Annotated in this window: 15 protein-coding genes; 12 read left to right on the top strand and 3 right to left on the bottom strand. The window is 51.1% G+C overall.

The genetic code is table 11. The annotated features are described in order from the left end of the window. The first annotated feature begins 16 nt into the window (after positions 1-16). From H616_RS0109060 to H616_RS0109050, 3 genes are all read left to right on the top strand, one after another. Positions 17-1,090, top strand: a complete 1,074-nt coding sequence (locus H616_RS0109060; RefSeq protein ID WP_027967088.1) for a substrate-binding domain-containing protein — start codon at positions 17-19, stop codon at positions 1,088-1,090. A gap of 170 nt (positions 1,091-1,260) precedes the next feature. Further along, positions 1,261-3,246 (top strand): hypothetical protein, encoded by a 1,986-nt coding sequence (locus H616_RS0109055; RefSeq protein WP_027967087.1) that lies wholly within the window; start codon positions 1,261-1,263, stop codon positions 3,244-3,246. 341 nt (positions 3,247-3,587) lie between these two features. Continuing rightward, a complete protein-coding gene (locus H616_RS0109050; RefSeq protein WP_027967086.1) occupies positions 3,588-4,142 on the top strand; it encodes a cupin domain-containing protein in 555 nt (184 codons plus the stop codon). 125 nt (positions 4,143-4,267) lie between these two features. Here the strand turns inward: H616_RS0109050 and H616_RS0109045 are convergent, their stop codons facing one another. Both H616_RS0109045 and H616_RS0109040 read right to left on the bottom strand, forming a co-directional pair. Next, positions 4,268-5,752, bottom strand: a complete 1,485-nt coding sequence (locus H616_RS0109045; protein ID WP_035572794.1) for a Na+/H+ antiporter NhaC family protein — start codon at positions 5,750-5,752, stop codon at positions 4,268-4,270. Between the two features lie 173 nt (positions 5,753-5,925). Then, positions 5,926-7,302, bottom strand: coding sequence for a glutamine synthetase family protein (locus H616_RS0109040; RefSeq protein WP_027967084.1), 1,377 nt, complete (start codon positions 7,300-7,302; stop codon positions 5,926-5,928). A gap of 337 nt (positions 7,303-7,639) precedes the next feature. On the opposite strand from H616_RS0109040, the gene H616_RS0109035 reads away from it, so the two are divergent. Continuing rightward, positions 7,640-8,950, top strand: a complete 1,311-nt coding sequence (locus H616_RS0109035; protein WP_035572792.1) for an NAD(P)/FAD-dependent oxidoreductase — start codon at positions 7,640-7,642, stop codon at positions 8,948-8,950. 130 nt (positions 8,951-9,080) lie between these two features. Then, positions 9,081-9,827: a gamma-glutamyl-gamma-aminobutyrate hydrolase family protein gene (locus H616_RS0109030; protein ID WP_027967082.1), complete on the top strand. Its 747-nt coding sequence runs from the start codon at positions 9,081-9,083 to the stop codon at positions 9,825-9,827. Between the two features lie 195 nt (positions 9,828-10,022). Here H616_RS0109030 and H616_RS0109025 read toward each other — a convergent pair whose 3' ends face one another. After that, the gene (locus H616_RS0109025; RefSeq protein WP_027967081.1) at positions 10,023-11,966 is read right to left on the bottom strand and encodes a Na+/H+ antiporter NhaC family protein; all 1,944 of its coding nucleotides are present in this window, start codon (positions 11,964-11,966) and stop codon (positions 10,023-10,025) included. Between the two features lie 272 nt (positions 11,967-12,238). Between H616_RS0109025 and H616_RS0109015 the strand changes: the two genes are divergently transcribed. The 7 genes from H616_RS0109015 (at position 12,239) to H616_RS0108985 (ending at position 21,220) form a co-directional block, all read left to right on the top strand. Continuing rightward, a complete protein-coding gene (locus H616_RS0109015; protein WP_027967080.1) occupies positions 12,239-13,609 on the top strand; it encodes an aspartate aminotransferase family protein in 1,371 nt (456 codons plus the stop codon). Between the two features lie 92 nt (positions 13,610-13,701). After that, complete coding sequence (locus H616_RS0109010) at positions 13,702-15,201, top strand: aldehyde dehydrogenase (RefSeq protein WP_035572789.1); 1,500 nt, start codon at positions 13,702-13,704, stop codon at positions 15,199-15,201. A gap of 161 nt (positions 15,202-15,362) precedes the next feature. Further along, positions 15,363-16,349: an ABC transporter substrate-binding protein gene (locus tag H616_RS0109005; protein WP_027967078.1), complete on the top strand. Its 987-nt coding sequence runs from the start codon at positions 15,363-15,365 to the stop codon at positions 16,347-16,349. Between the two features lie 28 nt (positions 16,350-16,377). Beyond that, on the top strand, positions 16,378-17,259 hold the full coding sequence (locus tag H616_RS0109000; protein ID WP_027967077.1) for an ABC transporter permease: 882 nt from the start codon (positions 16,378-16,380) through the stop codon (positions 17,257-17,259). After that, positions 17,256-18,050 carry an ABC transporter ATP-binding protein gene (locus tag H616_RS0108995; RefSeq protein WP_027967076.1) on the top strand — a complete coding sequence of 265 codons (795 nt, stop codon included), beginning with the start codon at positions 17,256-17,258 and terminating at the stop codon, positions 18,048-18,050. Before H616_RS0109000 ends, H616_RS0108995 begins: the two co-directional genes overlap by 4 nt. Before the next feature lie 229 nt (positions 18,051-18,279). Further along, positions 18,280-18,723 carry a T6SS immunity protein Tdi1 domain-containing protein gene (locus tag H616_RS0108990; protein ID WP_027967075.1) on the top strand — a complete coding sequence of 148 codons (444 nt, stop codon included), beginning with the start codon at positions 18,280-18,282 and terminating at the stop codon, positions 18,721-18,723. Between the two features lie 82 nt (positions 18,724-18,805). Then, complete coding sequence (locus H616_RS0108985) at positions 18,806-21,220, top strand: AAA family ATPase (protein WP_027967074.1); 2,415 nt, start codon at positions 18,806-18,808, stop codon at positions 21,218-21,220. The last annotated feature ends 87 nt before the right edge of the window (positions 21,221-21,307 follow it).

The raw sequence follows: 21,307 nt of genomic DNA, 5'->3' as shown, positions 1-21,307 counted from the left end.
ATGAAAGTTGCTTCATATGAAAAAAATACAGATTACACCAGGTTGGTATTTTAACGATGAGGCAGGCAACCAGCTGGATCGTCAGTTATTTGTGCTGCTTGATGCAGTACATCGTTACGGCAAATTGACCAAGGCGGCTGAGGCGAGTGGCATCTCGTATCGTCATGCCTGGAATCAGCTTAATAAATGGGCAGATTTTTTTGGCACGCCTCTAGTGGAGTTAGCGCGCGGCCGTGGTGCCTGGCTATCCCCGCTGGGTGAAAAGTTGTTATGGGCTGAACAGCGAGTTAGTGCGCGCCTGGGGCCGCAGCTCGAAAGCCTGGGTTCGGAGTTGAATCTTGCCATTGCCCAAACGCTGGAAGGCATCAGGCCAGTGCTGCGCTTTCATGCCAGTCATGGGTATGCGGTAGAACTGCTGTCTGGCTTTCTTAAGGATCAGGGGGGGCGCCTTGATTTGCAGTACTGCAGTCCAAGAGAGGCGCTGTTGGCATTGAATCGCGGGGCCTGTGAGTTGGCTGGCTTTCACCTGGCCCAAGGGAGGCTTGGCCTTGAGCTAGGGCGTCATTATCGCGGCTTAATTAAGCCAAGAGGGCACCGTTTGCTACGCTTTATTACGCGTCGCCAAGGGCTAATGGTCAGGGCGGGGAATCCATTAGGTATTCATGGTTTGGCTGACCTTGCCTGCTCAACAAAAGAGCAGGTGAGGTTTATTAACCGCCAGCCAGACTCTGGCACACGAGCGCTATTTGATGGCTTGTTAGCTCAGCAGGGTATCTTGGCCGAGGGTATTAACGGTTATCCGGTGGAAGAATATACCCATTCGGCGGTAGCCGCTTATGTGGCATCAGGCATGGCGGATGTGGGCTTTGGTGTGGAAGCGGCGGCCAGGCGCTTCGGGTTGGATTTTTTACCGCTAGTTAGTGAAGACTATTTACTGGTATGCCATCAGCGAAGCCTGAATGATCCGCGACTGGAACAGTTGCGAGAGGTACTGCTTAGCGAGGCATTTCGTGCCGCGGTTGCGACGTTGCCAGGCTATTCTCCAGATCGCTGTGGTGAAGTGGGGGGCGTTGAGGCGCTGCTAGATTGACCGTTAGTGTTGAACGTGTGCGGTGCTTATTCCTTGATAAGGAGGGCTAAAACGGGTTGGTGACTTCGAGTTATGGTCGCGAGAAGATTCGGGGGGTAGAAAGCGTCTCGATGGCTTGCTCAGATGATGTCTGCTTATATTGATTTACTGCGTAAAAAAGGAGTTTTTACATGCGAGGGATTGTAGTGTTGGCATGTGCCGCCATTGGATTCGGCACGTTAGTCATTATTAATGCTTTGGTTCAACCGAGCTCGACTTCACTGGGACAATCTCAGGATTTTGTGTTTGGAGACGTGGTGTTACTGGATGATACGAGCGAACCGGCGGATTGGAGTGAGTTGAAGAAAGACATGCTGCTTGGCCCGCTTCTGGTGCAAATGAATCAGGTGCTGCGCGACGAAATGGCGCTTGGATACGCAAGCTTCGATACAGAAGATCAGCATCTTGTGCTGCATTTTTCTGGCACAACCACCACCGTCCCTTTCGATCCTAGTGTTCCAGTTTCCCGGGTAGAGTCGGCGGACATCGGTCCGATTGAAGTGACATGGGGTAAGCGCGGCCTTAACCCCAAAGTGACCGCCCCGGTCATGCTATTTGATGCCTCAAGTGGGTTGGCGTTTGAAATTCCCTTGCGAGCAGTCGACGATATCTCGGCAAGGGCTGTAAAACAGAGAGAGATCATCAAACAGGAGCTTTCCGAAAAAGCCAAGTGGCGCACTGATATGGAGGTTTTTTCAGAAAAATTTCCTGTTGATCCCGCTTTTAATGGTAGGACACAGGATCAAATGCTCTCTGGATTGCAGGCTACACTGACATATCCGGTTGATGCAGTAACTGACACACCCTTTCAGAGTTTTGATATCGAGGTGGTGCTTTCGGATCGGACTCGAGTACAGATTTTAGCGCTACGACCACATACGGCAACACAAAAAATGGAATCCTTGCGTGAGGACTATATCGGTCGACCAGGCGATTCCCGCATTATTTTGCGCGATACGGAAGATGTATTTGTCGCTGGCGTCTATGAGGGTGGTACGTTAATTGCCAAATTGACTGAACTGGAGCACCTTTCCTACTTGACAGTCGCCAAACTCGCTGATTACCGTAAGCTGGAAGTCGTACTTGCCATGGCCAACTCACTGGCAGCACGCCCACTTTCGGCGCCTGACATAGACCTGACAAGTCTGACCCGCGACAAGGTATTGACGGCTCTTGAGCTTCCCGAGTTGAAAGTCGGGCGTTCCTGGGATCCAAATGTTCGCCAGTATGCTATTAAAGACCTTGCTCGTCTGTTTGAGCCTCAGAACCTTATGGCGCGCTATAATTCTGGAAGTATTATTAGCGGAATACTCAATGCTTACGATGCAGATTATGTTGAGACGGACGAATCCCATCCAGTTGAATTCAGTGGGAATTTGATATGTGCACCGTTTCTGGATCATCCTGAAAGGGTATCTACACTCCATGATGTTTTCCTATCAAAATGGCAGGATGACATATCCGTAAATCGTCCGTTGGATTCAGCTGTTGCCTATATCGAAAGTGGGAACTTTGCTGCTAATAAGCCGGCCAGCCCTGTGAGAACTCCCATCGTTAAGCGGAGTGAGCCAACTTGGTTTCTTGATGAACCGGATATCGCCATCGGTGCTGAGGGGCCGCTGTATTATGTCTATAGCGCTGAACGGGTCGGACCGCTCACATTGGTTTGCAAATCTCAGGACAGGAATGCTCTACGAGCATGGTTGACATTGGAGTTACATCGAGGTCTGCCGCGCCCAGAAAATATTACGTTGCCAGATGACGTGCTCACGCAGTTTCAGGCCTATGATAGAGTGCGCACCTTTGGTCCCAGCTATTACTTGATTTCAAAAGAGGGTGAGCTGAGTTATTATCTTGTTTCTCAACAAGGTGATGTGATAATCCCTGAACGTCTCAGTTGGTGGAGTTGGGATCCGCTGACCGAGACAATTACGGCAGAAAATACGTCGCAAAAGGTCGGTCTATATTTGCCCGACGGTACCAGGCTCCTTGATCATCTTTATGAGGATATTGGGGGGGCGGAGGCTTGGGGCCCCAATATCGTTCGAGTGCGTGGCAAGGAAGATCAATATTTTAATATTGAGATGCGCGAGTTTGTGCCAGGTCCGCCCGAATAGTGAACTATCTGTCCATTGATGCTACGCGCCCCTTTCGTTACACGGTGGTTTAGGAAAACGCTGCATAAACCCTGCCGCGGCTGCTTGATCAGCGCCGGCGGGGGAGATCTGACCTTTCTGCCACAGTTTGACAGAGCCACCCGATGAACGTGTTCAGCGGCTCCTTTACTAGAAAGCAAAGTCGATAAGCGGCTGAGCGCACTGCCATGATAAACTTCACAGTAGTGCGGTAATGAAAACTTTGTGCATGATGCCGCGAGTTCCTCGGCAGGTTGCGGCTTTGCTGATATAAAAATTTGACGTGCTGTGTTAACCCATTCGGCGCGTAAAAGGAGAACCAGATGTCAAACGATGTCGGGGCGCGTTTGCGAGCTCTGCGAACGTTAAAAGGAATTTCTCAGCGCGAGCTGGCAAAAAGCTGCGGGGTCACTCATTCAAGCTTGTCGCTGATTGAACAAGGTAAGGTTAGTCCCTCGGTAAGTTCATTGAAGAAAATTCTTGATGCTATTCCTATTAGTGTCGGAGATTTTTTTACCCTGGAATTGGACAATAATGGCCAGCGAACTTTTTATTCTCCCGAAGAGCTTGTTGATATGGGATCAGGGGATGTTATCTACAAACTCGTTGGTGCAGACCGCCGTGATCGGGCGCTGTCTTTCATGATCGAAACCTATCCTGCAGGCACTGATACAGGGCGTGAGATGATCGTCCATCAAGGCGAGGAAGCGGGGTTGGTGCTAGAGGGAGAGATTGAAGTTACCATAGGGGCAGAAACCCGCGTACTGGTTGCTGGTGAAACATATTATTATAATACGAATATTCCGCATCGTTTTCGTAATGTTGGTGATAAAATTTGCCGCGTGGTTAGCTGCACGACGCCAGCCAGAGCATTTTAAGAGAGCTTTATATTTATTATTAATAATTCAACCCCATCTTTGGTGCTGTAACGCTATACCGAAGAAGGGGTTAAATTATTCTGGCGTTGTATCATTGGAGCGTTAAGCCATTTGAGCCTAATGCATTAGGCCATTATAAATCCTAGTGCTAGAAAGCCAGCTGCTGTGAGTAATGCGCCGAGTAACGCGTAGGGTAACTGGGTGAGTCCGTGCTGCATGGGAAGACAACCGCTGCCTTGGGCTGATAGCACTGAAGAGTCCGAAAAGAAGCAGGCATGGCTACCAAAGCTAGAGGCGGAAAGTAGTGCGCCTACCATTAGCGGCATGGAGGCATCCATGTGTTGGGCCATCGGCACGACGATGGGAATCGAGATAACGAATACGCCCCAGGAAGAGCCGGTGGCAAAGACCACAACGGCCATCACCAAAAACACTAGTGCCGGTAATATAGCGACAGTGAGATAAGGGGCTAAGGAGTCAATCATAAACGTTGTCATGCCTAGGCGATCATTCACTTCGCGCAGCACAAACCCAACCGCCACGATAGCCAGCGGCAGCATCATGGTACGAAAACCGTCCATAATAGCGTCCATTAGCGTGCTGAAAGTGGCTAGGCGCTGAACCAAATAGAGTACCAGGGTAAATAGCGTGGCTAAGATGACACCCTTAAGCAGGTCTATCTCGTAATAAGCGCTGGCCGCGATCAGCACTACCATGGGGGCAAGAAAGTTGAAAACACCGCGAAGTGGTGACATCTGAGTAGAGCCGTGTTCGTTGGCAGGTGTGTCAGGCGCACCGTCGGGAATCGGTTGTCCAGCTTGTGCGCGTTGTTCTGCAGCTTTCATCGGCCCGAAATCTGGCAGTTTACCAACCGCCACCAACAGTACCAGCAACATAGCAACCCAGCCGTAAAGCATGAAGGGAATCGACTGAATATATAGCGCCATACCAGGCCCTTCGGTGGCTGAGTTATGTTCCAGCAGTTCAGCGAAGTAAACCGCCCAAGTAGAGATGGGTACCAGTATACAAATGGGTGCTGCGGTTGAGTCCACAATATAGGCGAGTTTTTCGCGCGAGATTCCGAAGCGATCGGTCAGGCGCTTCATGGCTGCTGACGTGGCAAGGGCGTTTAGGTAGTCGTCGATGAAAATCATCACGCCAAGGCCGGCGGTGCTGAGCATTGCCTGGCGGCGAGTTTTAACCGCACGATTAACGAAGTGACTGAAGCTTAATGTGCAGCCTGATTTTTCCAACATGCCGATAAAACCACCCATCAGGCCACAAACAAGAATGAGCCAGGCAATGGTTTCGTCCATCATTACGGCGAGTGAAATATCGGCCAGTTCACCAATATAGTCGCCAGGCTGCAAAATGATTAGCCCTGACAGGGCGCCTATTGCCAGTGCCTCTAAGGTGCGGTGGGTAGAAATGGCCACAACCAGCACGATGAATGACGGCACGAGACTGATCCAACCGAACTCTGTGCCCGTTTCATGATATAGCGTCAGGCTGATAACGGTGATCAAGATGGCCGCCACCAGCATTATTGTTTTACCTTTGCCGCGCTCAGCAGGGTAAGAGGGGGAAAACGCGTGGGTTGAATGGCTCACGACAGGCCTCCTGTTGCTGCGAAAAGGAGGCTGGCGCTGGTTGCTGTTGCTAAGGGTGGGGCAAGAAAAGTGGCAAGAAATGTTGTGATTATCATGCTGTCTGTTGTCCTTTGTTTCTGGTTTTTATGGACGTTGAGTTGTTTAAACAGCTCATGGCTTAGACGTTGATTGGCTTAAACGTGGCGCATATACCAGTCGTATTCCAGTTGGCTGACTTCTTGCATGGCTAGGTCGCGTTCGGCCCGGCGGTTGGCAATAAACACATGCAGAAAATCGTTACCCAAGGCTTTAGCGAGAGGCTGGCTTTCTGCAAGCAGGTCTAATGCGGTGGCCCAGCTATTGGTTAGGCTTGGCTCGTACTGGTCGTAGGCATTGCCGATAACGGCCTTGTCAGGCGTTAACTCTTGGGTCAGGCCGTGGTCAATGGAAGCCAGAAGCGTGGCTAGCAGCAGGTAGGGGTTTACATCTGCACCAGCAACGCGATGCTCGATGCGGCGTGCCTCATTGGGTCCGGAAGGAATGCGGATTGCTACGGAGCGGTTGTCATAGCCCCAGTTCGGGCTCATGGGAACGTAAAGCCCCGGCTGGAAACGGCGATAAGAGTTTAGATTGGGTGCGAATAGGGCCATGGATGCTGGCATGAGTTCAAGCAGGCCAGCAACGGCTTGTTTGAGTGTTTCTGTGCCCAGTACATCACCATCTTCAGCGGCAAATACGTTATGGCCGTTAGCATCAACCAGGCTGATGTGCACATGGGTTCCGTTGCCTGCTTCCTTTCCGTAAGGCTTAGCCATAAACGTTGCTTCAAAGCCATGATTAAGGGCAACGCCTTTAATCAAGCGCTTGAGTAACACGGCGCTGTCGCAAGCCGCCAGTACGTCATCGCAATGAATCAGGTTGATCTCAAACTGGCCGGGCGCGCACTCTTTAAGCGTGGTATCTAGCGGTAGGTTTTGTATTTCTGCAGCGTTTTGAATATCTTCAAGAAAGTCGGCGTACTCGTCCAGTTCGTTGATGGAATACAGCTGGCTTTGAGTTGCCCTCTCTCCGCTGGACGGTGAGCAGGGCGGTTGAATCATGCCGCGCTCATTGCGCTTTCGGTCAACCAGGTAAAACTCCAGCTCTAACGCGACAACGGGTGTCAGGCTGCGTTGAGTCATACGCTTGAGCACGCGTGACAGTACTTGGCGCGGGTCTGCAAAAAAAGGGCTGCCGTCGCTATCTTCCATGTGCATTAACAGCTGGGCGTGTTGGCCATTACGTAGCCAGGGCGTTGGCATCAACGTGCCAGGAATTGCTCGGCAAACTCGGTCGCCGTCACCGCTTTCAAGCCCGAGTCCGGTTTCTTCAACAGTATTACCTAGGGTGTCGAGAGCAAAGACAGAGGCGGGCAGGTTGATACCATCAGTCCAGGCCTTTAGGAGGTTGTTCCTTGGAACTCGCTTGCCACGAACGATGCCATTGAGGTCACTGATCAGCAGATCAATGCTGGTGATGTCGGGATGTTGCTCAAGAAAGTTACTTGCTTCGTCAGCGCTTAGAGAAGACATGTCGGGGCCTTTTGCATTTTCATCAGTGTTGATGGTGCCATTTTTGAGATTACTGCCTGGTGTTGTCAAATTTATAACATCAATCGGGGTTAGACTTTAGTCTTTTTTATACGGCTTGTTTTAATAAAAAACTATAAGTTACAAAAAGTTAAGTGATTATTTGTGGCGAGCGGCTCATTGGGTAGTTTGTTGAATAAAGAGCAACAATGTGATCGAATGTTTGTCGATTTGTCGCTGTTGGGGGCCAGAGTCTCCTGCCATGAGCAGCCGCTCCCCTGCGTTGGTGGGGCGGGATGACAGCTGTCGATACATGTTAATAACTAACCGGAGGTCTGTGATGACCCTGCAGAAACACCCCTATGCTGGCGATGGCAGCCATACTGCAAGTTATTATGCTGCCTCTGCCAACGCCGCGCCTGAGCGTCCTGAGCTGACCGGTCATCATCAAGTTGATGTTTGTATTGTTGGCGCTGGCTACAGCGGGCTTTCTACCGGCCTGCACCTGGCGGAAAAAGGCTACAAGGTCGCGATTATTGAAGGTGCGCGGATTGGCTGGGGGGCCTCAGGGCGTAATGGCGGGCAGATTGTTAATGGCTTGAACGCCAGCTTACAGACGATCAAAAAGCGCTATGGGCAAGACACGGCGACGTTTGTTGCGGGCCTTGTGCAAGAGGGTGGTGAGATTATCCGCGAGCGGGTGGCGACCTATGACATCAAGTGCGACCTGAAGGAAAAGAATATTTTTACAGGGTTAACGGGCGCCCATGTAAAAGAGCTAGAAGAGCGGATGCGGCTTTGGGCCAGATATGGCATCAATAATCAGGAAATGCTGGACAAAGAGCAGTTGCGCCAGCATGTAAATTCCGACCTTTACGCCGGAGGGCTGATTGATCATTCCGGTGGTCATATGCATCCGCTGAACCTGGCACTGGGTGAAGCTGCAGCGTTCGAGCTTAATGGCGGGACCCTTTATGAAATGTCGCCAGTTATCGATGTTGATCACGCTGCGGCTCAGCCGGTGGTCAGAACGGCGAAAGGCTCGATGACCTGCAAAACACTGGTGTTGTGCGGTAATGCATATCTTGGGCACGTGGTGCCAACATTAACGCCGCGTGTCATGCCGGTATCAACGCAAGTGATGGCGACCGAGCCCTTGGGTGACGAGCGTGCGCATGATCTGCTGCCAACAGATGTTTGTGTTGAAGATATTCGCTATATCCTTGATTACTACCGGTTGTCTGGTGACAAGCGTCTGCTATTTGGTGGTGGCACGGTTTATGGTGGTGCCGATCCTAAAGATATTAAAGCCAAGTTGCAGCGCAACATGGATAAAGTGTTCCCGCAGCTGAAAGGGGTCAAGATTGACTACGCTTGGAGTGGTAACTTCGCCCTTTCGTTCAGCCGTGTGCCGCAGATGGGGCGCATTGGTAATAACACCTATTTTGCTCATGGTTATAGCGGGCACGGGGTAACGGGGTCGCACACGTTCGGGCGTATTTTGTCTGAGGCGATTGATGGCGACCTGACTCGGTTTGATGTATTTGCCAAGGTGCCATGGATCCCGTTTCCAGGCGGTCGTACATTCCGTGTTCCTTACTCGGTGATGGGGTCCTGGTGGTATGGGCTGCGTGACAAGCTCGGTGTATAGCGCAATAGCGTAAGCGTCACTCCATTTTTCAGCAGTAATGCTGCCTCATCGATGACGCCACTCGATGAGGCTTTTCAGCAGCTGTGGCAGCTGTCTGCCTACAGTGTTTGACACGCCTGAGGAGATTTTCATGCAAAACCGCCCCTTGGTGGCAGTGATTGCCTGTCGTCGTGATGTCGAAGGTCATCCTGCTCATATGGTGACAGATAAATACCTGAGTGCTCTGCGTGCTTATGGGTTGGACCCTGTTGTGCTGCCGGTATGGGAAGATATCGATGAAGGGGATGCTGAGCGGCTGCTCTCTCATTTTGATGGTCTGCTGCTGACGGGGAGTCATACCAATGTTGCGCCTGACCGATATGGTGCTGAGCGCGCGCCAGAAAATACCCGTGACGACCTGCACAGAGATGCTTCAGCGTTAAGCTGGCTGCCGGCAAGTTTAGCACTTGGCATGCCGTTGTTATGCATTTGCCGAGGTTTTCAAGAGCTTAACGTGGCGTTTGGCGGCACGCTTTATCAGGCAGTACAGAACCAGCCAGGCAAGCTTGATCATCGCGAGCCTAAGGGTAAACCGACCGAGCTACAGTATGTGCCAGTGCATGAGTTAACGATTGAATCGGGGGGCGTGCTTGCAGGGTTATACCCTGCGCTTCATGCAACCGTAAACTCGCTGCACCAGCAGGGAATTGACCGGCTGGGTGACGGGTTAACGATTGAAGGGCTGGCGCCAGATGGCTTAATTGAAGCGGTTTCGGTGACTGATGCCAGCGCATTTACGCTGGGCGTGCAGTGGCATCCTGAGTGGCAGCCTAAGGAGCATCCTTTGTACGACGCCATTTTTAAAGGGTTTGCTGACGCCTGCGCAAAGGCTCAATAACCCGCGGGATAGATAGCGTCTCTTCAATGATGCTTCTGAGATGGTATTTCTGAGATGATGCTTCTGCGCTATTGATAGCTTATGAGCAGGCTGTGTTGATTTTATCAATAGTGTGCAACTAGTTGATAAAAAAAATACAACAAGGCCCGTGGTGAAAGCCACGGGCCTTGTTGTGTGACGTCGCGTGCCTGAGAATCAGTTTAGCGAGTGTGCTGAGGCGTGAGCGGCTTCGGGGTGTTTCTCAGGGCGTCTGCCGACGAGTAAAAGAACGCCTAGCAGTACCGCTGCGCCTATGGGTAGCCCTAGCCACCAGCTGATGCCATAGCCGACAGCTAGAGTGCCGAAGGTCAGTGATACAGCACCTACCAGCATCGCGTAGGGCAACTGAGTGCGCACATGCTCTACCAGGTCGCAGCCGCTCGCCATAGCGGAGAGCAGCGTGGTATCTGCTAGAGGCGAGCAGTGATCACCCCATACGGCACCTGCAAGCACTGAGGCAACAGAGGCATAGAGAATCGGCATGCCTTCAGGCGTGTTGCTCATGCCATTTTGCTCTAGCACAGCCCACGCAAGAGGGACCACCAGCGGTATCATGATGCCCATTACGCCCCAGGACGACCCAGTGGCGAAGGCTGTAAATCCTGCCAAGATGAAAATTGCGGTAGGTAGCCATTTAGGGCTAAGGCTGTCACCCAGAGCTGCAACCAGGAAGTCGCTGGTCTGTAGAGTCTCGTTCACGTTTGCTAATGCCCACGCCATCATCAGAATAGTGATGGGTAACAGCATCGATTTTACACCCTCAAACCAGTAATGGTTGGTTTCGGTCATGCGCATTAGTCGTTGGCTTTGCGTCATAATGACAGCCACCACACAAGACGCCAGCGACCCCCACATCATGGAGCTGAAAGAGTCGCCTTCACCAAAGATATCTTTCAGGCTGTGTTCGCCTGGCCCAAGCGCTGCCACGCCAGTGGTATAGATGCCACCCAGTGTGATGCCAGCGAGAATTAACATCGGCACGATAGCATTCACGGCTCGAATGGGAACGCCAGGCTTCGTGGTGATTTCTGCTTCTTCGACGATGGCTTCACGGTTGCTAAGTGGTGTGCGTCTACCGCCTGCAGCAACGGCGCGGCGCTCAGCGCTAAGCATAGGGCCGAAGTCTCGACCCAGCCAGGTGGTCATGAGCACAAAGGCCAAGGTGAGAATGGGATAGGCGTTGTAGGGGATAGCATTGACGAAAACGGAGTAGGCAGACTCGTTCCAGTCGCTAATCTGGCTCATGGCTTCACTGATCAGCCCCACCTGAAAGCCGATCCAAGTGCTGACTAGCATAATGGCTGAAACTGGCGCAGCGGTGCTGTCAATAATATAGGCGAGCTTGGCGCGGGAAACGGCCATTTTGTCGGTAATGGCACGCATGGTGTTGCCCACAATCAACGCGTTGGCGTAATCGTCGAAAAAGATGGCAATACCCAGAAGAAACGTTGAGGTCTGCGCTTGGCGGCGGCCACGAATCACGCGTGAAATGCGCTGCGCGATGCCTTGAGTACCGCCATTACGCGATACGATGCCTACCATGCCGCCAATCAAAAGACAGAACAGAACGATAGACATGTGCTCACTGTCGCTGGCAGCCTCCAGCACATGTACGTTGACTGAGTCGCCAAATGCGCTAGCCAAGGCGGCAGCATCCATTCCGTGCCAAATCCACCCGCCCAGCAAAATACCGACGAATAGCGCCATGATGACTTGCCGAAAAACCAGTGCAAGAACAATGGCAACCAGTGCGGGCAGTAGCGATAGCCAGGCAAAGATTGCCTGTATTTCTAGACCTGCCACTACGCCCCCGCTGGGGTCGACAATCGTCAGCGTGGTGCTGGCATCGTCTACCTGTATGTTTTCGATGATGCCCCCCCCTTGGCCATCAAGGCTGACGCTTAGACGTTGGTCGCCAATAATGGCGTTGTAGGGGCCATCGCCAGGGAGTTCTTGAACATTAATGCTGAAAGGCAGGCCGCGCAGGACAACATCGGGGGCTTCTAGCTGGGGTGCGGCTCGAACCTCGGCGCCGGTGGTCAGTGTCATCAGCAGTAGAGCGAGCAGTAAGGTGGCACGCCCTAATGTGCGGTTTTTCATTGTTGTCTCCCCGTCCGCCATCATGAGTTATGGGTTGTGGTAAAGCTAAGTGTTGTTTATGAAGCAACAATGTGGCGTCTGAATAGATATTTCGTCAAGTTTTTTGTCATTAAAAATTAATATTGTCGATAAAATGAATTTTTCTATTGCTTTAATATCAATTGGTTAGAGTGGTTTTTGCAAAGATTTTGAAAAAGGGCTGGCAACATGCCTTGGCTGTCGATATGTTGAGCAATCAATAACATCTGCTGTGTTTTTTCGGAGGTTGCCTTATGGCTCATCAAGAGACTGCTCGCTTGCAGCAACTCGATCGTGATCATTACATGCACCCGTTTACTGACTTTAAGTCGTTGAGCGAAGAGGGTAGCCGTGTCGTGACACAGGCCGATGGTGTGTATATCTACGATAGCGAAGGGAACCGTATTCTCGACGGCATGGCCGGGCTGTGGTGCGTTAACATTGGCTATGGCCGAAAAGAGCTGGTTGAGGCGGCAGCGGCCCAGCTCGAACAGCTGCCTTATTACAATAGCTTCTTCAAAACCACTCATCCGCCAGCGGTAGCGTTGGCTGAGAAACTTTGCCAACTGGCACCGGCGCACATGAATCGGGTGTTTTTTACCGGCTCAGGCTCAGAAGCGAATGACACCGTGTTGCGTATGGTGCGGCGCTATTGGGCCATTAAAGGAAAACCTGAAAAGCAGTGGGTGATCGGTCGAAAAAATGGCTATCACGGCTCTACGGTGGCGGGTATGAGTCTGGGCGGGATGGCGCCGATGCACGAGCAGGGCGGCCCCTGTGTGCCGGGTATTACCCATATTCGTCAACCGTATTGGTTCGCTGAGGGGCGCGATATGACGCCAGACGCGTTCGGGCGAGAATGTGCGGCTGCGCTGGAAGAAAAAATTCTTGAACTGGGCGAAGAAAACGTTGCCGCTTTTATTGCTGAGCCGGTACAGGGCGCGGGTGGCGCAATTATGCCGCCAGAAAGTTATTGGCCAGCAGTGAACGAGGTGCTGGCCAAGTATGACATTCTGTTAGTCGCCGACGAAGTCATTTGCGGCTTTGGGCGACTGGGCGAGTGGTTTGGCAGCCAGCATTACGGTTTGACGCCGGATTTGATGCCGATAGCCAAGGGGTTGTCGTCGGGCTACTTACCTATCGGCGGTGTACTGGTCGGTGATCGTGTGGCTGATACCCTGATCAACGACGGGGGCGAGTTCTACCATGGCTTTACTTACTCTGGGCACCCCGCCTGTGCTGCCGTGGCATTGAAGAATCTGGAATTGCTGGAAGCAGAGGGCGTTGTGGAACGAGTCCGCGATGACCTGGGGCCCTATCTGGCTGAGCGCTGGTCCACGCTGGCTGATCACCCGCTAGTGGGTGAGGCACGCTCATTAGGCCTGATGGGCGCCTTAGAACTGGTGGCCAACAAGCAAACGGGTGAGCGTTTCGACGAATCACTCGCAGCGGGCAGTGTATGTCGCGATCTGTGCTTTAACAGTGGGTTAGTGATGCGCTCGGTCGGTGACACCATGATTATTTCTCCTCCGCTAGTCATTACTCGCGGGGAGATTGATGAGCTGGTTAACTTGGCGCGACATGCGCTGGATGAAACCGCACGTCGCTTGCTTCCGTCGCAGTAAAGACTGCGTGAATGACACACGTTTTATTAGCAGTAAATAGCTAAGCCAGCATGGCAACATGGCTAACATTTTTTATGACAGGAGCAACTCGTATGGATCTCTCTCACTCTCCAACTACCCTTGCTGACTGGCAGACACTAGCGGCTTCCCTAGAGTTTGAGCGTCGTGCCTTTGTGGATGGCCAGTTTGTCGATGCAGCGAGTGGTGAAACGTTCGCTACCATTAATCCCGCAACGGGAGACGTGCTTGCTCAGGTGGCCAGTTGTGATCAAGCCGATGCTGACCAAGCCGTTAAGGTGGCGCGGGAGGCGTTTGATAAGGGGGCCTGGTCGCGTATGGCACCCGCTAAACGCAAACAAGTGCTGCTTAAGTTGGCCGACTTGATGCAAACCCATAAAAACGAGCTGGCGTTGCTTGATACGTTAGATATGGGGAAACCGATTAACAGTGCGCTGGGTGATCTGTCTGGTGCCATTGGCTGCATGCGCTACCAGGCGGAACTGATTGACAAACTGTATGGTGAAGTGGCGCCAACCGGAGAGGACAGCCTAGCGTTGGTGCTGCGTGAGCCGCTAGGTGTCGTGGCCTCTATTGTGCCGTGGAACTTTCCGCTGATGATGACAGCCTGGAAGATTGCGCCTGCGCTTGCTGCAGGTAATAGCGTGATTCTGAAACCGTCAGAGAAGTCTCCGCTGTCAGCCTTACGCTTGGCTGAGCTGGCGCAAGAGGCTGGAATTCCTCGCGGTGTTTTCCAGGTATTGCCGGGCTTTGGGCATACCGTCGGTAAAGCGCTGGCGTTATCCATGGAGGTTGATTGCCTAGCGTTCACTGGCTCCACCGGCGTAGGTAAGCTCCTGACGCAGTACGCGGGGCAGTCCAACCTTAAGCGGCTGTACTTGGAGTGTGGCGGCAAGAGCCCGAATATTGTGTTCGCTGACTGCAAAGACCTAGAGCGTGTTGCGCAACATGCGGCTGCCGCGATATTTCATAACCAGGGCGAAGTGTGTATTGCCGGCTCACGGCTGTTGGTTGAGAACACAATTCGCGCGACCTTCGTTGATAAGGTGCTGGCGGCGGTGGCGTCTATGCAGCCTGGTGACCCACTCGACCCCGACAGTTTCATGGGTGCGATTGTTGATGATACGCAGTATCAGCGTATTCTTGGCTATATCCGTCGTGGTGTAGAAGAAGGCGCAACGCTGCGTGCTGGTGGTGAAGGGCAGTCGGACTCTGGGTTGTTCATTGCCCCCACGGTGTTTGACGACGTAACCGATGAAATGGCAATAGGCCGTGAAGAAATTTTTGGGCCTGTGTTGTCAGTATTTGGCTTTGACACCGAAGAGCAAGCGATAGCCATGGCTAACGACAGTGACTATGGCCTGGCGGCTGGGTTGTGGAGCCAGGATATTGACCGAGTCATGCGCGTTACACGTCGCTTGCAGTCTGGCCAAGTGTTCGTCAATAACTGGGCCGGTGGTGACCAGTCGGTGCCCTTTGGTGGGGTTAAGCAATCGGGTAACGGGCGTGACAAGTCGCATCACTCGCTTGAAGAGTACTCAAGCCTCAAAAGCGTATGGATCGCGCTGTCGTAATATTTGTCATCGTGTCATCGAGTGTGGCGTGGCATTGGCGGAGCTGCCTGAACGCGCTATTGTTCAGCTATTAGAAAAATAACATGGTCGGCATTTTGCCGGCCATTTTCAGGCTGTTCATTGCTAACGGTTTACGGGTAGCGATTTAAAGGGAGTAACCTATGCGGCGTACCATACTAAGCGCGGTTCTGGGGTCTTTGATGCTGGCAAGTGCTGTTCAGGTTCAGGCTCAGGACCAGGATCAGGCACAAGACACCGTCACCTTGGGCATTACTCAAATTGTTGAGCACCCGGCGTTAGACGCCAGTCGACAAGGCGTGCTGGATGAGCTGAAAGCGCGTGGTTACATCGAAGATGACAATCTTGATGTGATTTTCGAAAATGCTCAGGGCGATACCGCAATTGCGGCTCAAATTGCGCGTAAATTTGCGGGTGAACCACCAACCGTGTTGCTGGCGATTAGTACGCCAACGGCTCAGTCAGCAGCGGCGGTAATGCCTAAGACCGCTCCCATTGTATTTACTGCAGTGACAGATCCGCTGTTGGCTAAGTTGGTTGCTGACATGGACAGCCCCGGGGCCAATATTACCGGTGTTGTAGATGCACCGCCGCTGAAGGCTCAGCTGCAGTTAATTCGTGAGATGTTCCCCGAGGCTGAATCGTTGGGCGTGATTTATAACCCAGGTGAAGCCAACTCAGTGTCTCAGGTTGAAGCGCTGGAAACATTAGCGCCAGACATGGGCTTCACGCTGGTTGACGTTACCGCATCGCGCACATCCGAAGTCATGGGAGCGGCTCGCAGCCTGGCGGGACGTGCTGATGCGATCTATGTGCCGGTCGACAACACCGTGGTGTCGGCACTGGAAAGCGTTGTGCGCGTTGGCTATGACGCGGATATTCCCGTGTTTACGGGTGATAACTCATCTGTGGCACGCGGCGCACTGGCATCACTGGGCTTCAGCTATTACGACATGGGCCGCCAAACGGGTGAAATGGTGGCACGTATTATCGACGGCGAAGACCCGGGTAACATTCCCGTTGGAACAGTTGAAAAACTGGAATTGATCGTCAACAGCAGTGCTGCTGAGGCAATTGGCTATGAGATTCCTGCCGAGCTTCAAGAACGCGCGGTCGAGATAATCGAGTGAACTAGCGACTGAACCAGCGGATATCCTCATGAGTCTTATTGCATTTCTTGGAGCCCTAGAACTCGGGCTCATTTTTGGCTTTGTCGCACTCGGCGTTTACCTGTCGTTTCGCGTACTTGACTTCCCCGACCTAACAGTGGATGGCAGCTTCCCTCTGGGAGCCGCCGTTGCCGCCGTATGGATTGTTGGCGGTGGTAATCCATGGCTGGGCACAGGGCTTGCCATGATTGCTGGTGCTATGGCGGGTACGGTAACCGCCTGGATGGCTGTGAAGCTCAAGATTCTCAACCTGCTTGCTTCGATTCTGTCGATGATAGCGCTGTACTCGATTAACCTGCGCATCATGGGGCGGCCCAATATCGCACTGCTGACTGAGCCGACGATTTTTGTGCCGTTGGAATCGCTACCGGTTAGCCGTTATGTGGCATTCCCGATTGCTATTGGTATCGGGCTGTTGTTTATCACCTTCCTGCTGAATCGCTTTCTGAATAGTGAAGCCGGCTTAGCGATGCGTGCGACCGGCGAGAACTCCCGCATGGCGTCAGGTAATGGTATCAATACCTCAGTGATGGTGGTTGCCGGCATGGCCTTATCTAACGCCCTGGTTGCACTGGGTGGGGCGCTGTTTGCTCAAAGCCAGGGAAGTGCTGATGTCACCATGGGCGTAGGCACTATTGTGGTCGGCCTGGCGGCGGTGATTGGTGGCCAATCGTTGATTCCCGGGCGCAGCATACTGGTGGCAACACTCGCCTGCCTGTTCGGTTCGATTCTTTATCGCTTAATGGTTGCCGTGGCGCTCAACGCTGACTTCATCGGCCTCAAAGCCCAGGACCTCAACTTAGTGACTGCCGTACTTGTAGGGCTGGCGCTGGTATTGCCTAAACTCCGTCGCCGGAGGCGCGTAGCATGATTGAGCTCAACAATATCCATGTGACATTTAACCCTGGTACGCCGTTGGAAAACCATGTGTTGCGTGGCATTGACCTGCGTATTGAAAGTGGTGAATTCGTTACGGTGATTGGGGGTAACGGGGCAGGTAAATCGACGCTGCTTAACGTGTTGGCGGGTGAGGTGCTTGCTGAGCCAGGCCAAGTCAAAATCGGTGAGCGTGATGTGACCCGACTGCCAGCCTTCAAACGTGCTGACCTGGTGGCACGGGTGTATCAAGACCCACTAGCGGGTACCTGCGGCACGTTAACGCTTGAAGAAAACATGGCGTTGGCTTGCGCGCGTGGCCGCCGCCGAGGGCTGCGTAGCGCCTTAGACACCAGACTGCGCGGTCGCCTGCAGGAAAACCTGGCTCGCCTTGGGCTGGGCTTGGAAAACCGCCTTCACGACAGTATCGGGTTGCTGTCAGGCGGCCAGCGCCAAGCCGTCAGCTTATTAATGGCCGCACTGCAGCCGATGGAAATCCTGCTGCTCGACGAACACACCGCAGCACTCGACCCACGCATCGCCAGCTTCGTGTTAACGCTATCGGCAGATATCATCCGCGAACAGCAGCTAACCGCGCTAATGGTCACCCACAGCATGCGCCAAGCGCTAGACGTAGGCGACCGAACCGTAATGATGGATCAAGGCGAAGTTGCCTTTGATGTAAAAGGCGAACAGCGAGAAGGGCTAGACGTAGCCGACCTGCTCAAACTGTTCGAACGCGCTCGCGGCCAGGAAGTAGACGACGACTCGCTGCTGTTGGGGTAGGGGTTAAGCATTGGGTAATACACCGTGCTGCGACTAGCCCCCTGGCAAGGCAGAAAAACGCACCAGCGTGCGAATTCTGAACAGGTGGCCGAGCTATATTCAAGTGCCGGAAAAATCAATGAGTTGGAGGAAATGACGCGCGTCGGATAATATTGTTGAACGCGCATGGTTGTTTATCCAATATCAGGACGCGCAGTCTAATCACTGTTAGCTTTCACAGGAAGTGTCGATGACCCTGAATGATTTAACCGTAAATTTTTCTCATCTAAATCAAGACTCATTACTCAATGATTGGGAGTGGCTTTTAGAGGGTAAATTCTTACCAATTCTGATGTCAGCGTCTGGTGACGCCTTTGTACAGCATGTCGAAAATGGAGAAGTTTGGTGGTTAGATACTGGCGGAGCAGGATTTTCTAAGGTAGCTGAGTCACCTGAACAGTTTAACGAACTTCTATCAGACAAAGAATTTGTTGTTGAGTGTTTTGCTGTGAAAATGGTCGGTGATTTAATTCAATCTGGCAAAGTATTATCTAACGGTCAAATATATAGTTTAATGCAGCCTTATTTATTAGGTGGTGAATATAAGCTTAGCAATATTAACCCAACAGACATCGAGGTTCATTTTTCTTTGAGTGGGCAAATAGCAAAACAAGTTGGTAGAAGTGAAAGCTAACAAGCCAATTATTCCGACCTCAACTCGCTGTGCTCGTTTCGTCGGCATATTGGGGCGTTAGGAATCTTCAAAAAGGATATGCATGAGCGGACACATTAAAAAAATAGACTCAATAAAAGGTGTGGCTGTCTACGATGATTTTCAGTGGTCATCATCCGTGCGAGATACAGGGAATAAGATCGCAGAATTTAAAAGCCTAAATATTCTGTATGGACGCAATTACTCTGGAAAAACAACGCTTTCTCGAATCATTCGAGCTTTGGAAACTGGTTGTATCTCAGAGAAATATAGTTCGCCCGAGTTTCGGGTGTCTTTTGATGGCGGTAGCACTGCAACGCAAAATTCACTAAGTAATCATGGTCAAGTCGTTCGGGTATTCAATGAGGACTTTGTCCGGGACAATCTGCGTTTCATTGTGGATGATGAACAGACCATCAATTCCTTCGCTATATTAGGGGAAGACAATACAAAGCTTGAGGAGGAAATCGAAAAACATGAAACCGAACTTGGCAACGAAGAGAACAAGTCTGGATTGCTTGGGGATTTACTCGGTGCTGAGGAGAGCTTCAAAAAAGCCCAAAAAGACCATGGCGACAAGTCGTCAGAATTGGAAGGAAAATTACGTGATAAAGCCAATAAATCAGGTACTGGAATCAAGCATAATAAAACGTTTGGTGATGCCAACTACAATGTTTCTAAAATAAAGGCAGACATCTCGGCTGTTACCAAAGACACTTGCTCTCCGCTTACTGATGAGCAAGTAGGCAAGTTTCATGACCTCCTCAGAGAAGAACCCAAACCGGAAATCCCTGAATCAACGACTTTCAATCTCCAATACTCTGTAATCGCTTCAAAGGCTAAAGAATTAGTCGAAAAAAAGATTCAGGCATCTGAACCAATTCAGGAGTTGCTAAACGATGCTGCTCTGGCAACGTGGGTACGGACTGGTCGGGGCCACCATCAACATAAAAGAGATAAGTGTGCATTTTGTGGCAGCGACCTTCCTGAAGATTTGTGGCAGAAGCTGGACAAGCATTTTAATCAGGAGTCTGAAGCACTTCGTCAAGCACTGGAAACCCTGCTTGGGTCAATTGAAGGTGAGCGATCCAGAGTTCCTAATTTACTGAAAGTAAAAAACTCGGATTTCTACTCTAACTACACAGCCGACTTGGATTCGCTGACAGAACAGTGGTCGACCCTATCAACGTCTTACATTGATAGTCTGGATTCGATAAAAGAACAGATCGAAAGACGAAGAGATGATATTTTCACACCTCTTGAATTCAATACGCCTGAGTCGGTTGAAAAAAATTTGAAGGCGGTCAGGGACTTGTATGAGCAACTCAGAAACGAATCTAACAAGCTTACAGCTTCACTAAGCTCTGATCAATCTGAAGCTCGTGGAGCGTTACGCCTCCATGAGGTTTTTACATTCATAACTGATATAAAGTATGAAGAAGAGAATACGGCCATTGAATCACTGAATGAGGCTATGGGCTTAGCGAAGGAGGCTAGAAACTCGGAAAAAGAAGAGGTTGATAAAAAACGAGAGAAAATAGCTGAACTAAAGGCTCAACTTAAAGATGAAAGCAAGGGCGCTGACCGTGTAAATGATTATTTAAATAATTTCTTCGGTCATCAGAATCTTTCACTCAAAGCTATTGAAGCAATCCCAGGGGATTCATCATCTGGGTACCGATTTGAGGTAACCAGAAATGACAAAAAAGCATTCCACCTAAGTGAAGGTGAATGTAGTTTGATAGCCTTCTGTTACTTCATGGCTAAACTTGATGACATAGAAACTAAAGGCAACCAGCCGATCATATGGATCGACGATCCTATCTCCAGCTTGGATGCAAATCATATCTTTTTCGTTTATAGCCTTATTAATGCTGAGATTGTAACGCCAGAGAAATATGAAGATGGTGGTGAGATAAAAGAACGTGATTGTTTTAAACAGTTATTTATTTCAACCCACAGCTTGGATTTTTTGAAGTATCTGAAGCGACTCCCCGGTGCGTTGAATAAAAATAAGTCTCAATATTTTATAATTACTCGAACAGATCAAGTCAGTGATATTACGCTGATGCCTCGATACCTGAAAGACTACGTCACAGAGTTCAATTTCCTGTTTCATCAAATTTATAAGTGTGCCCATGCCCAGGTAGACGGCGATGAAAATCATGATTGCTACTACAACTTCGGGAACAATGCGCGAAAGTTTCTAGAGGCCTTTTTGTACTACAAGTACCCAAATGCAGTAGAAAAAGATGACAAATTGGCGCGCTTTTTCGGTGATGATGCATTGGCTGCGTCATTAACGGATCGCATCAATAATGAATTCTCCCATTTGGCGGGTGTCTTTGAGAGAAGTGTTTTGCCCATTGATGTTCCTGAGATGAAGACAACGGCGAGTTTTATATTACGAAAAATTGAAGAAAAAGATCCAGACCAGTATTCAGCGTTACTCCAAAGTATTGGGGAAGAACATGCCTAACAAACGCATGTTGTCGGACTGGTTTTCCGCTGCGCTCCAAACCAGCCGCAAATGCGTGCGTTATGCCAATAAATCAGATGGAGTGTG

Origin of the sequence: Halomonas halocynthiae DSM 14573 (assembly GCF_000425725.1) — a bacterium.
Lineage (GTDB): Bacteria > Pseudomonadota > Gammaproteobacteria > Pseudomonadales > Halomonadaceae > Halomonas > Halomonas halocynthiae.
This window is presented reverse-complemented; position numbering and strand designations above follow the sequence as displayed.